Annotated in this window: 17 protein-coding genes and 2 tRNA genes; 1 reads left to right on the top strand and 18 read right to left on the bottom strand. The window is 36.2% G+C overall.

Translation table 11 applies throughout. From position 1 onward, the window contains the following. Positions 1-163: 163 nt before the first annotated feature. The 5 genes from hpf to IGJ32_RS09285 form a co-directional block, all read right to left on the bottom strand. Positions 164-724 (bottom strand): ribosome hibernation-promoting factor, HPF/YfiA family, encoded by a 561-nt coding sequence (gene hpf / locus IGJ32_RS09265; protein ID WP_010718572.1) that lies wholly within the window; start codon positions 722-724, stop codon positions 164-166. Positions 725-857: 133 nt separating this feature from the next. After that, on the bottom strand, positions 858-1,547 hold the full coding sequence (locus IGJ32_RS09270; protein WP_081128060.1) for a ComF family protein: 690 nt from the start codon (positions 1,545-1,547) through the stop codon (positions 858-860). Then, positions 1,534-2,907, bottom strand: a complete 1,374-nt coding sequence (locus tag IGJ32_RS09275; RefSeq protein ID WP_081128063.1) for a DEAD/DEAH box helicase — start codon at positions 2,905-2,907, stop codon at positions 1,534-1,536. Before IGJ32_RS09275 ends, IGJ32_RS09270 begins: the two co-directional genes overlap by 14 nt. A 175-nt stretch (positions 2,908-3,082) precedes the next feature. Further along, complete coding sequence (locus IGJ32_RS09280; RefSeq protein ID WP_010718577.1) at positions 3,083-3,406, bottom strand: PTS sugar transporter subunit IIB; 324 nt, start codon at positions 3,404-3,406, stop codon at positions 3,083-3,085. 95 nt (positions 3,407-3,501) lie between these two features. Then, the gene (locus IGJ32_RS09285) at positions 3,502-3,789 is read right to left on the bottom strand and encodes a DUF7662 domain-containing protein (protein ID WP_081128065.1); all 288 of its coding nucleotides are present in this window, start codon (positions 3,787-3,789) and stop codon (positions 3,502-3,504) included. Positions 3,790-3,917: 128 nt separating this feature from the next. Here IGJ32_RS09285 and IGJ32_RS09290 point away from each other — a divergent pair, with 128 nt between their 5' ends. Continuing rightward, positions 3,918-4,565, top strand: coding sequence for a YigZ family protein (locus IGJ32_RS09290; protein WP_063627399.1), 648 nt, complete (start codon positions 3,918-3,920; stop codon positions 4,563-4,565). 95 nt (positions 4,566-4,660) lie between these two features. Here the strand turns inward: IGJ32_RS09290 and IGJ32_RS09295 are convergent, their stop codons facing one another. The 13 genes from IGJ32_RS09295 to IGJ32_RS09355 form a co-directional block, all read right to left on the bottom strand. Next, entirely contained in the window at positions 4,661-5,368 is a 708-nt protein-coding gene (locus IGJ32_RS09295) for a GntR family transcriptional regulator (RefSeq protein ID WP_010718580.1), read from the bottom strand. A 256-nt stretch (positions 5,369-5,624) separates the two neighbouring features. Further along, a complete protein-coding gene (locus IGJ32_RS09300) occupies positions 5,625-5,795 on the bottom strand; it encodes a hypothetical protein (protein WP_010718581.1) in 171 nt (56 codons plus the stop codon). Positions 5,796-5,915: 120 nt separating this feature from the next. Then, a tRNA-Gln gene (locus IGJ32_RS09305) sits at positions 5,916-5,987 on the bottom strand. A 6-nt stretch (positions 5,988-5,993) separates the two neighbouring features. Beyond that, positions 5,994-6,074, bottom strand: a tRNA-Tyr gene (locus tag IGJ32_RS09310). Between the two features lie 87 nt (positions 6,075-6,161). Beyond that, positions 6,162-6,395 (bottom strand): DUF2969 domain-containing protein, encoded by a 234-nt coding sequence (locus IGJ32_RS09315; protein WP_010718582.1) that lies wholly within the window; start codon positions 6,393-6,395, stop codon positions 6,162-6,164. 83 nt (positions 6,396-6,478) lie between these two features. Further along, a complete protein-coding gene (locus IGJ32_RS09320) occupies positions 6,479-7,366 on the bottom strand; it encodes an ROK family protein (protein WP_342081889.1) in 888 nt (295 codons plus the stop codon). Between the two features lie 80 nt (positions 7,367-7,446). Then, the gene (locus IGJ32_RS09325; protein ID WP_342081856.1) at positions 7,447-7,944 is read right to left on the bottom strand and encodes a GNAT family N-acetyltransferase; all 498 of its coding nucleotides are present in this window, start codon (positions 7,942-7,944) and stop codon (positions 7,447-7,449) included. Continuing rightward, the gene (gene yidD, locus IGJ32_RS09330) at positions 7,931-8,200 is read right to left on the bottom strand and encodes a membrane protein insertion efficiency factor YidD (RefSeq protein WP_010718585.1); all 270 of its coding nucleotides are present in this window, start codon (positions 8,198-8,200) and stop codon (positions 7,931-7,933) included. The genes IGJ32_RS09325 and yidD overlap by 14 nt, the downstream gene beginning before the upstream one ends. 180 nt (positions 8,201-8,380) lie before the next feature. Beyond that, positions 8,381-8,557 carry a DNA-directed RNA polymerase subunit beta gene (locus IGJ32_RS09335; RefSeq protein WP_010718586.1) on the bottom strand — a complete coding sequence of 59 codons (177 nt, stop codon included), beginning with the start codon at positions 8,555-8,557 and terminating at the stop codon, positions 8,381-8,383. Positions 8,558-8,569: 12 nt separating this feature from the next. Further along, entirely contained in the window at positions 8,570-9,871 is a 1,302-nt protein-coding gene (gene murA, locus IGJ32_RS09340) for a UDP-N-acetylglucosamine 1-carboxyvinyltransferase (RefSeq protein ID WP_010718587.1), read from the bottom strand. A gap of 104 nt (positions 9,872-9,975) precedes the next feature. Further along, a complete protein-coding gene (locus IGJ32_RS09345) occupies positions 9,976-10,209 on the bottom strand; it encodes a DUF1146 family protein (protein WP_010718588.1) in 234 nt (77 codons plus the stop codon). A gap of 449 nt (positions 10,210-10,658) precedes the next feature. Next, complete coding sequence (locus IGJ32_RS09350; RefSeq protein WP_232088593.1) at positions 10,659-11,510, bottom strand: hypothetical protein; 852 nt, start codon at positions 11,508-11,510, stop codon at positions 10,659-10,661. Positions 11,511-11,654: 144 nt separating this feature from the next. Beyond that, positions 11,655-13,163 carry a hypothetical protein gene (locus IGJ32_RS09355; protein ID WP_342081857.1) on the bottom strand — a complete coding sequence of 503 codons (1,509 nt, stop codon included), beginning with the start codon at positions 13,161-13,163 and terminating at the stop codon, positions 11,655-11,657. Between the last annotated feature and the right edge of the window lie 4 nt (positions 13,164-13,167).

The raw sequence follows: 13,167 nt of genomic DNA on the forward strand, positions 1-13,167 counted from the left end.
TTTCTATTTTATCATTAGTTCTAGATAATTGAAATATCTTAACACAATTAATGTAATATATTCACAATTAATTCACAATTTCTGACGTAGACAAAAAAGAAGCTGTGGCAAACCGTGAAGGGTTTGCCACAAGCTTTTTACTGCTTTTTCTAATTGTTATTTATCAGTCGGTTTCAATCAAACCGTATTTGCCATCTTTACGACGGTAAACGATACTTGTACCATTGGTTTCTGCATCTTCAAAAATAAAGAAATTATGACCAAGCATGTTCATTTGTAGAACAGCCTCTTCACTGTCCATTGGTTTCAGTGATAAACGTTTCGTGCGGACAATGTCTAATTCAGAATCATTTTCATGATCAGCATCGTCAGCTTCGTTATTGAATAATACCGCTGCATCGGCTGTGTTCATACCGGTTTCGCGAGATTTACGGTTAATTTTTGTTTTGAATTTGCGGATTTGTCGTTCCAATTTGTCAACTACCAAATCAATACTTGCATAAAGATCAGGTGATGTTTCTTCGGCACGCAATACAAGATAAGGTAATGGAATAGTTACTTCCACTTTCGCTGTTTTTTCAGTATAAACTTTTAAATTTACATGTGCTGTAGCATCGGGTGCATCACTGAAATAGCGTTCAAGTTTTCCTACTTTTTTCTCAACGTAGTCACGAATCGCTTCAGTTACTTCGATATTTTCACCGCGTACATTGTATCTAAACATAAAAATTACCCCTTTCGTCTACCACAATCAAGAAGGAGAAGGACCACTCTTTCCCTCTTCTTACTACCATTATATCGAACTCTAATCCATTTGCAAACTAAATCGCTATCAAGGACATTCGTTTTTCATTTATTTATCGAGCTAGCGAAAAGGTGCGGATTTTTTCAGGAGCATGTGGCAATAAACAAGAAGCAGCATGGAAAAGGGTTTGCCCCGTCGTATAGACATCGTCTACCAACAATACTTTTTTCCCTTTGATGATCGTTGGAACAACAGCTAATTTGAAAGGTTGGGTAGTTTTTAAACGTTCCTGACGTGTTTTTTGGGATTGTGGAAGTGAATGATCAGAGCGAGTCAGCAGTTGACTATAAGGTATTTTAGCTACTCTCAACATTTCAATGACCTGATTAAACCCACGTTCTTTTAAACGAGCAGTTGCTAGTGGGATTGGACAGATTTGATAATCGCTAAATTCTTGTTGGATTATTTGCAACTGTTTAGCAAATGTACCTGCCAGTCGGACATCTCCCATAAATTTATAGCGCTTTAACCATTCTTTGAAGGCTGAATCATAGTAAAAACAAGCATGATGACTGAAATCATAATTGGGATAGTCGTTTTTCCAGGCAATACAATCTTCACAATACGTAATATCACCAGGCAGTTCTTTCTGGCAAGTTCGACAGCTTTGCTGTTTATTTATCGGACGAAACAAATTTGAACAGTCCTCACAAATTTGAGGAAGAATCTTTCCCAACCCAACAATCTCGCTGATTTTCAAATTTCGGATGACTTGTTTTTGACAATAACTACAACGATTCATGTGTTTTTTCTCCTCTAGGCTCACTATTTTTCATAGCAAGCTGCTTTTTTCCCTGACGATTCATTTCTTTGATCTCACGACAGGCTAATTTGATAGCTTTTGTCAGTTCTTCATAGAAAAAATAGACTTGGCTATTGGTAAAATCTCCCTTTCGATCGGCTCGACCAGCGATTTGTACAAGGGAAGATTTAGTAAAAACACGGTGATCAGCGCCTAAGACGATCACTGACACATTTGCAAATGTTACCCCACGTTCCAAAATCATTGTAGTAAGTAACACATCATATTGTTGCTTTCTCATTTGCTGAACTTTTTCTGAACGGTTTGGATCTTTTGCGGATGCATCGGTAATACGGTACATGGGTAAACAACGCTTTAACAGTGAGGCTAATCGATTCATTAAGGCAATCGACGGACAAAATAATAAGACATGATTTTGTTGGAGCAGCATCTTTAGACACTTCAAAAGTGGTCGAAGTTTTTTTTCTTTCAAACATTTATTCGGCCAGTCATTCCAAAAAAACAAATGTGGTTCAGGCAATAACCGTTGATGGAAGCGAAGTGGCAATTGATGGATCAAAAAGGTTGAACGGATTTTTTTCAGTAGCTGCTCATTAGGTGTCGCACTTAAATAGATAAATGTTCCTTTTGGTTTAATTGCAGTTTCAACAGCATAAGCTAACCCAGGATCTCCTGCAAAAGGGAACGCATCCACCTCATCGACGACTAACAGATCAAACGCCTGATAAAAACGATACAGCTGATGCGTAGTCGCAATCACGAATGGACTAAAGCGATAGGCTTCTTTCTTTTTTCCATGAAGCAGGACAATGTCTTCTTCTGGAAAAACGCCACAAAAACGTAGGTAAAGTTCGTTGCACACATCAACCCTAGGTGAAACTAATGCGACTCGTCCACCTTTTTCTAACGTTTTTATGACCTTTTCATAAAGCATCTCAGTCTTTCCCGCTCCTGTCACAGCCCAAATCATGTGCTGTTTTCCCGAGACATCAGTGACCAAGTTCGTAGAAATCGCTTGTTGAGTTGGCGTTAACTTTCCTGTCCAAGTAAAACAGACATTTCTTTTCGGCAACTCAGGTTGTTCAAATAAAAATAATTCTTGTGTGTTGTCACAACGACCTAAAAAAAGACAAACAGGACAAAAGAGGATTGGTTGCTTTTGCTCTGATTTACCTATTTTTGTTCGCATGCTGCATCGATTACATGTTAACCAATTTCCTTGTAGATGAATGGCAGCTAGTTTCTGATAGCGAATCTGTTGAAAACTCTCTGTCCATTCTCTCAAGTCTCTCGTAAGTAATCGTCTACCATATAAACTGCATAAACTACTTTTTTCCATATGATCCCCTAAAAGAAGATACGCTACATCAGTCCATTCTTCAAAAAATTTGAGAAGAAATGGTTATTTGAAACGGTTGGTATAAAAAATAAGCCAAAAAATCCTTGAATAGGCGCCCTATTCGCTGGATTTTTCGGCTTATTTCCGATTTGAACATCTTAGTATGCTCTGTCCTTTATTTGTTTTCAATTAAATGGATGGCTTGTTGTAATACTTTTTCGCCATTCATCAAACCATAATCTGCCATATTGATAATATCTAATGGGATTCCTTTTGGCTCTAGACGTTTTTCAAAATCAGCTTTCATGAAGCGGACTTGTGGTCCCAACAGCAAAACATCAACTTCTTTAGAAGCTAGCTGATTATCGGCATCAGAAGCTGATACGGCAAAAATATCCGTATCAATTCCTTGTTCTTCAGCAGCTTTTTGCATTTTTGTTACAAGTAAACTGGTACTCATCCCAGCAGAACATACGAGCATGATTGTTTTTTTAGTCATTTTACTCTCTCCATTCTTTTAACTTTTGCAAACGATTTCTTTTTTGCTTGTGTGATTATTATACAAAAAAGCAAGATAATGTCAACGTTTTCTTATCAGTCGAATAGCCAACTCGATTTAACTAATTGATTGAACACAACATATTCTTTTTTTAAATTGATCGCCACAACCTCGTAGCCAGCATTGATCCAGCCATATGCTCCTTTTTCTGGGTGCTTATAATCATTTGCCCACCAATCAGTGCTTTGTCTAGCTGATTTAGGGAGCCCATAACTTGGAAAAAGAAGTTCGTCGATCTGTGTAAATGTTAAAGTAACCTGTGATCCCCCGTTATTTTTTAAATATTGGGTGATGGCGTCATATTTTTTTATGCGTTCTTTCATCCCCATCTCACCTTTCTTTCTTCTATTATCCCATAGACTCTCTTCATTACTCAAGTATTATAAGTGTTGAAACTAAAGGAATAATTCATTATACTTTGACTATTATCAACTACTTGTAAGGAGGAAGCATCACGCTGAATAGTTATAGAACCATCCAAGCAGACGGTCAAGCAGAAATCGAAGTCAAAAAATCTCGTTTTATTTGCTCTATGAAACGAATTGAAACGGAAGCAGAAGCTAAAGCGTTTATTCAGGCAATGAAAAAAGAGCATTGGAAAGCAAACCATAACTGTAGTGCTTTCGTTCTCGGTGAAAAAAATGAAATTCAACGCAGTAGTGATGACGGTGAGCCTAGTGGTACGGCAGGTGTCCCAATGCTGGAAGTACTAAAAAAAAATGAATTGATCAATGTGGTCGCTGTCGTCACACGCTATTTTGGTGGGACAAAATTGGGTACCGGTGGTTTGATTCGTGCCTATACACAGGCTGTTTCTCACGCACTAATTGAAATCGGGATCGTTGAAGGAACACAACAGCAAGAAATAGCTGTCCATATCACCTACCCGCAATTAGGTAAATTAGAAAATATGCTTGAGTTGAAACATATTCCTATAAAAGAAACGATCTACACAGACAAAGTCACGGTTCACTGTTTGATTGTAGAAACAGAAGTTACTGCATTTAAAACAGCAGTCGTTGAATTATTGAATGGACAGGTGGAATTTACAGATGGTCCAATTTCCTATCATGAACAACTGGTAGAAGCTGACCAGTGATTACTCTATCCGCTGATCTCGAAATCAAAAAAGAAGAGCCTAGGACAAAACTTGTCTCAGGCTCTTCTTTATTTGGACTGTTTCGTGTCCCTCTTTTATTTCTCTAAATAAAATTCAAAACGATTCCCTACATATTGCGTACGAACATATTCAAATGGGGTACCGTCATCAAAATAAGAAGTTTGGCGTAAACGTAACACAGCATCTCCTTTTTTTACTTCTAAATATTCTGCAATTTTTTCTGAAGCAAGAATGGCTGTGATTGTTTGATTAGCTGCCCCGATCTTATGCCCACTTTTCTCTTCGAGTACCCGATAAAGAGAATTGGTAATTTCAGATTTACTATAGTCTGCAATAATCTTTTGCGGGATACTGGCTACTTCAAAACAGATTGGTATATCATCAGCATAACGAATTCGTTCCATACGAAGAATCGTTTCGTCTTTTTCCAGTTGCAGCTTCTCCATTTCACTAGAACTTGGGGAAGTTAAAAAATAAGAGATTGTCCGACTAGAGGGTACTCGATTCTGTGATTCCATAATTTCAGTAAAACTGGTCGCACCCGACATCTTTTCTTGGACTTTTTCTCTTGCTACATATGTACCTGAGCCAATTTTTCTTTCCAAAATCCCTTCATCAGCCAGGTTTTGAATGGCTTGACGTAAAGTCATTCGACTAACATTGAATTTCACTGCCAATTCTCTTTCAGAAGGAAGGCGATCACCGATTTTCCAAATACCTTGTTCGATTTCACTTTTGATCTGATCATGGATTTGTATATAGACTGGTAGTTGATTCGACATAACGTATATCCGCCCTTTCATTTCCTTTATTATAACTGGTATATACCTGGTTCACAACTGAAAAGGAAAAAGTTTCTTTTGCTCGACTAATTGTCGATCAATCATTTGCCAACCCGTTTATTTTATCCGAAAGTTTATGTAAGTAAATGTGTGTCCTTCCTCTTTAATCCAAGTGGAAGGATTGAAAATCATTTTTTAAAATAACAAAATCTCCAAAAGACAGCAAAATCACTGTTTTTTAGAGATTGTGTTATTCTTAACGGTTTTTTGAAAGCCATTTTTTTGTGTGATTGGTTGGACGCTTTGATTTCACTTGTATCGCTTTTTCTGATTTTTTCGGTAACCGGACTTCTACCTGATACTTTTCCGACTTAATCAAATCATAGATTTTCTCTGCGGTCTCATCTACTTTTTCTTTCCACTTCATTTTACTGCCCCCTTTTTTTGATCTATCTACTATTCACTCTAGCCTATTTCATGATAATCTTCAAGAAACAAGCTGTTTTCACACAAAAAAAGAGTGATCTTAATAGATCACTCCGTACTACTGGGGTAGCTGGATTCGAACCAACGCATGAGGGAGTCAAAGTCCCTTGCCTTACCGCTTGGCTATACCCCAATGAAATGGAGGAGAGTGGATTCGAACCACTGAACCCTAAGGAACGGATTTACAGTCCGTCGCGTTTAGCCACTTCGCTACTCCTCCGAAAGGTTTGTATCAACCTGACTTAGTTATAATACCTAATTTTCCAGATTTTTGCAACCCCTTATTGAAAATTTTTTTGATATTTTTTTATTCGTGTAGATTCCAGTGACGAATAACTGTTTCTATCGCGTTTTCAAGACTCTTTTCTTTCCCAAAATCTTCTTCACCAAAAAAAATTTCAAATTCTTTTGGTCCATAAGCCAAAATTTCCCCAATCATTTTTTTACCAATAAATAACTGAGTCACATCATAAGTTGTTCCTTTGATTTGTTTTTTGACTTCTTCGATACGTACTTCAATATCTTTATTTTTTTTTGACATCTTTTTCCACCTCCATGATAGTTTATCATATTCATTCATGGAATGCCTACCATATGTCTAAAAGTTTTGTTCAACGCTATGCATCATTGAACTAAACCTTCACGTTGAGCGGTGAAATTGGCAGCTGCTCCAATCAAGTTTGCATCATTTCGATAATCACATAATAAAATTTTAGGATCAAAGTCATTTAGTTCTAAATCAGTAGTTAATTGTTTCATTCGTTGATTGATTTCTGTTAATAACCCTGCTTTTGCAGAGATCCCCCCACCAATCACGATGACTTCAGGATCAATCGAAAATTGGATACTAAACAAACCTTTTGTTAAATAATTATAAAAATTATCTACCTCTTCTTTTGCTAGTTCATCCCCTTGTTCTGCTCGTTCAAAGACTTCTTTTCCGCTATAAGTCGTACGTGAAACTCCCAAACGGTCACAGTAACGCCAAGCCATTTGAACTGCTGTACCAAGCTTACTAAATGTTTGATTGCCTTCTAAGAACATCAAGCCAAATTCTCCCCCGTACAAATGAGCGCCTTTATTTAGTTGTCCTTGGGTAAAGATTGCCCCACCTACTCCAGTCCCAAGTACAACAAATGCTACATGTTGATATTCTTTCGCTGCGCCTTCATAATACTCAGCCATTCCAGCACAATTAGCATCATTTTCGATCGTCACTGGTAAATGGAAGAGTTCTTCCAGTTCATGAAAAATATTGAATCCGTGGATATAAGGAATGGCACTAATCCCTTCAATCAGCTGTTTCTCCTGATTCACTACTCCAGGTGCGCTGATTGCTACGCCTTCAATCGCCTTCTGTTTTACAAACGTTTGGAATACCCGTTTTAAATTCGCTTTCATTTCTTCCCATGTCTTAGGAGTCGGAAATTGGCTGGTGTCTTCAAGCGCTTGTCCATTCCAATAGCCATATTTTACTGCGGAACCACCAAAATCAAAAACTAAAATACCCATCATTTATTTGTCTCCTTTTCTCATACTGTTTTTATTTTAAGTCAAGCCACAGTATTTTGAAAGCCTTTTTATGGATGAGTTCAAATTTTCTTTGCTAGAGTTACTTGGTCTCGTAAACGTTGGCCATTTTCATAGATTGGCTGTTTATAATTTTTGACAAAATAATCTTTTTCTCTAGAAATTTCCAGGAAGCCGATTTTTTTATACAGTTGTAAAGCTGCTAATGACGTACTCCCCGTCCGAATAATGACTTGTTGTTGGGTGGTTTTTAACTTTTTCATTTCTTTTAGTGTATGGGTAAGCAACGCGTAGCCGATTCCTTGACCTTGAACTTTTGGAGCTACAGCTAAATTCATTATTTCAAACACTAATTTATTTGTGAGAAAAACGATCACTCCCTGAATGTCGTTTTCTGCTTTCCATATAAAACCAGACCCTTGATCAATGTATCGTTGGACGTTTTCCTCTTCAGGATCTGCATCCAACAATAATGACCAAGGTAAAGTTGATTGCTCTAGTTTGACAATTCTTTTTTCTTCAGAATGCTCGGTCTTACCTGACTGTTTATTTTTCATCATAATTAGGCATCTCTTTATCTTTCTTATTACGTGTCAATTGGCAATTTAAAGGCACGTAATCGATTCCGCCCTTTACGAATGGATGGCAACGCAAAATGCGTGCTGTCCCCATCAGCGTTCCTTTAAATGCACCGTGTACTTGAATCGCACGTATCATATAGTTTGAACAAGTAGGATAGTACCGACAGCTAGGTGGAAAAGCAGGAGAAATAAACCGTTGATAAAAACGGACAATAGCCACTAAGATTTTTTTCATCTCATCACCTCATTATTAAAGCTTTGCTCCTCATTCTCCTATTCATGACAAACGACTGTTCAAAGGAGCAATAATCTGCCAAACAGTGGAATGACTCACAATAAAAAAGGACTTCTCAAAAGCGAAAATTCGTTTTAAGAAATCCTTTGTTTGCTTACACTATCATTTTCACAAAACTCTTTATCTGAAAAAATCCTGGATGTGCAGCCACAAACTTGGTTGAAAAACCTTAAACGGATTTCCACCACCGATAACCCCGTATCCAATCATTGTTCCAGCTATAAATAAAAGAATCAGTAATAGTATGACAACTAAAATCTTCACCAATGTGATTAAAATATACCGTTGGCTACTCATTTTATCACGTCCTTAAACAGTGACTTGAGCTGTTTTATCAGCGGGCGTTTGATCGATTGCCACACGTTCCACATCTGCACCTAAGTTTTGCAATTTAATATGGAATTGATAATAACCACGATCTAAGTATTTAAGATTGCGAACGCGTGTTATGCCATTTGCTTTTAAACCAGCAAGTACTAATGCTGCAGCAGCTCGTAAATCTGTTGCATAAACTTCAGCACCTTGTAATTCATGATTCCCGTCCATAATCGCTACGTTTCCATCAATCTTCACATGGGCGTTCATACGGCGCATTTCTTCTAAATGTTGGAAGCGATTCTCAAAAACTGTTTCAGTCACCATGCTCGTTCCCTCAGCGACTAACTGAATAGCAGTCATTTGGGCTTGCATGTCTGTCGGAAAACCAGGATGAGGCATTGTTTTGACGTCAGTTGGTAAAATATGTTTTGGACCAACAACTCGAATGCCGCCTTCTTCTTCAGTGATCGTTGCACCCATTTCAATTAATTTAGAAATCAACGGACGATTATGTTCTGAGATTGCATCTGCGATCAAGACATTTCCTTCAGTCATCGCTGCTGCTACCATAAAGGTACCTGCTTCGATCCGGTCTTGAACAATTGCGTGTTTCACTGCATGCAGATGATCGACTCCTTCGATACGCATCGTTTCCGTACCAGCACCATAGATATTTGCGCCCATTTTATTTAAAATATTTGCAAGATCTACAATTTCAGGTTCTCGAGCGACGTTTTCGATGATCGTTGTTCCTTTAGCTTTTACTGCTGCCATCATGATATTTTGAGTGGCTCCAACACTTGGAAAATCTAAATAGATCGTGTTACCGATCAATTCATCCGCAATAGCTTCGATGTAGCCATTTTTTTGAATGATTTTCGCACCCAATGCTTGGAATCCTTTAAGATGTAAATCAATTGGACGTTTCCCAATCGCACATCCCCCTGGCATGGCAACTTTTGCATGACCATTTCTAGCAAGTAATGGTCCCATTACAACGATAGAAGCACGCATTTGACTCACATATTCATATGGCGCTTCGATTTCTAATTGTCTTGACGCATCAAGCGTTACTTGATTATTGTCTTCATCAAACACTACATCTACGTTTAAATGACGAATCACTTGATTCATAGTGAAGACGTCAGAAAGAATTGGAACGTTGTCTAAAACGGTTGTTCCTTCTTCAGCCAACAAACTAGCAGCTAAAATAGGTAGAACAGCATTTTTAGCTCCTTCGATTTTTACTGTTCCATTCAATTGTTTGCCACCTTTGACGATGATCTCTTCCATGTTGTTCCCCCCAAAAAATTCCAATGAGCTATAAAGACTCAAAATCTTTTCTATTATATCATTTCTTTTATTAAAATAGTACCTTTTTTTATAGTACCTTTTTTTTACTGCAGGCTAACGAAAAGATTTCGACACAATGCAATAATTTCTAAGAAGAAATTACTGGCAGTATATCCTAAAAAAATAGAGAAGAATACAATCGCCATTCGAATTTGCGTATCATGCATTTTTTTAAAAAACATCTCAATTCGCAGTGACCGCAACGACCAGAAAGCCAGATAAATAAAAGCTAAATGACTCACGATTCGAATAATTGCATCAATTCCGTATACTTGCATAGTGACGTCCCTTCAAAATTATACTTTTTTTAATAACTAACAAAATGATGATACCATAAATTGGAAAAATAGAGAAATTATTGGTTGTAAAAAGATGGAATTTGTTGGCTAAACGAGACAAGAATTTTCAAGAACTTTACATTCAAATGATGACTCTGTTTTAATACCTTATTTTTATAAACTATTTTAACTACTATTTCACATGCATCTTTGATGAAAGTTGTTCCTTTTTTGCTTATGTACTCATATCATTATGATAGTATTTACCATTGTTAATTAAACGATTATTTAATATAAATATATGCTCTCTTTTATAGTGTAAGAACAAATAATCCTTTGTTTAATTTCTTGATGATCGTACAATCAAGTCTATTTCTTTTTTTTGCCATCTTCTTTGCTTGTACTTTAAGGTCAGCTAAGTTATTTGTTATTGTTTCATTTAAATTCTTTTATCTACATATTCGTTGGTTGATTGTTTCTGGTTTCACTTGATTCTCTTGAGAGGGTGGTTGTTCTGCTACTTTTAGCTCAAATAAATTATTTTTTATTTCACTTAGATACTTTTGTCTACATATTCGTTGGTTGATTGTTTCTGGTTTCACTTGATTCTCTTGAAAGGGTGGTTGTTCATTCAACGCTTGCCAACTTTTTGGTTTATAACTTTCCCATTCATTTGGAGATGTTTTCCAAGGTGCAGGCACTTCATATCCATCTTCAAAAAAATGTACCTTTCCTTCAAAATCTTTCCAATTGCGAAAGAGATAGCGAAGTTCTTTAGGAGTGAAAGCCTTTTTATCTTTTTTTTCTATAATACGTTTCATATCTAAATCATCAATACAATAATAAATGGTTACATTTTCATTATCTCTTGCACTGTCTAATCCAATTTTACAACCTCTAACAATCAGCTGTCCTGTATATTTGCGATTTTTCTCACATAGGTGTCCTATATTTTTTTTCGTAGCTTTATGTAGCCCAGGATTAAAATTGATTACTTTATTTTTTTCAGTATCTTGTGTGCGTTGAAAATAGTAAGACCATAAAGGCCACCAATCTTTAAATGGTGAAATATATTTTTTCCAATTTATTGAAAAATCTTTTAAGTATTCAAGATTCATCGGATTTTTTGGGTGATCATATGTAATAGATGAAAAATGATTATTGTACTCTCTGATATCACAGGGACCTTGTCCTTCAGTAACACTTGAATGGAATCCTTTTTTTCTAATTTTTTCAATCTGTTTCTGTAAGTTTTCCGCTTTTGGTGATAAGCCATAAAATAGAATTATTTCCTGTTTCATCGTTCATTTTCCTTCCCATAAGTTTATTTATTTTTAGTTTTCAAGGTAAATAATAGCAGCAATAATCGTCCTCCTTTGAACTTTTTTCTTTTGTCCTAGTCCGATTTAACAAAAAAAATAGTCATACTACGAAAATTAAAACACTCAACGTTCTTCCATAGCGGGAGATTGATTGTTTCTAATCGGTTGGTTTTTTAACTGAGTTCTCTGATCCATAATTGTCTTGTTTTTTTGTTCTGCTGTTTCAAACTCAGCTTTTCTAGCGAGATTTAATTTTATTCGTTCCTTCAAATAAGCAATGTTTTGATCAGTACTAGGATTAAAAAATTGATTTGTTTGATCAGTAGGAATCGATTTATCTTGTATTATTGCATCATAAAATGGCTTTTGGATTTTCTCATTTAGTTGCGGGTGAAACATATAAATTGGTGGGAGATATTGCTGATAATTTAACTGTCCTATTCGCTTGATGACATCAATTTGGCTACATGGTATTTTCTTTAATATTTCATTTATGTTTATTACGCCGTGTTTATCTATCTGTTCTTTTAATTCAGTATCCAGCCTTGACAATTTATATTGCATTGGCATAGTCCATCCAGAATATGTCAAAAGAATCCTATCTATTGAAGTTTCCTTCTGAGAACCATTCAGATGAGATGCGTGTGCTTGTTCTAGGAGAACTTTTAAGTGATTCTTAGCTAAAATTGTAATATCATTGTTGTTCAATCGTACCATTTGTTTAATATTTTCAAATGATAAATTTTTCCTTCCGTGAAATACTTCCGTTAATAATTGCCGTGCTTTTTCTTCAGACTCTACTTTTATTTTATTATTCTCAGCAGTTACATCTATATTATTCTCAATTAAAATGTTTTTTACAGTTTGACAACTCATCTCATGTTTTTTAGCTAATCGCAAAAAAAATAGTTTATGTCTTTGCTCCAACAAACACTTCACTGATTCAACAAGCGCTTGTTCCTTCTTACTTTGAGTGCTTGTCTGCCCATTCTCCAATGGTTGTTGTGTTGAACACCTGAACTCGCTATTACTTTCTATTGGCACGTTTGTATCTTGTACAAATTCCTTAGTTTCATATAAAGACTCTTGGGCTTTGGTAGACAGCGTTGTTGATTGGGAAGTGTTTCTGATCCCCAACATTTCTTCTATTTCTAGTAACCGTTCGACATCTAATGAGTACTCCAAATGATTTTCCAGTTCGTTCTCTGGAGCAACTTTTTGTTTCTTATACGGGGGAACTTGTACTTTGTTATTCTGTTCTGACACTGCATGACTATCTTGGTTTTGTGTCATTTTCAGTTCATTTTCGTTAATAATGTTTTGCAACGTTCTCTTTCTTTGAATTGTTTCCGATCGCGAGTGTTGTTGCTCAGCAAGATTACCTGTATTATTTTCCGATAGAGGTGGACCAAAATGATGTCTGTTAGATGGAAACTCCTCTTTTTCTTGTTTTTCTGATTCAAGGCTCTTCTTTAAAAGATAGTCCCTAAATTCTTGTAATTGTTTATGTAACGAAACTGTTTGATCATCCGTAAGATTGCCTACTATTTCTGAGTAAGATAGCGATTTTTGTTGCGTATGTGTTTCTTTTTTTGTGTCTACTGAGGAAAACCGTTGAATTTTTTTTGGCATTATG

This window comes from Enterococcus sp. DIV1639a (assembly GCF_050530445.1).
Lineage (GTDB): Bacteria > Bacillota > Bacilli > Lactobacillales > Enterococcaceae > Enterococcus_B > Enterococcus_B hirae.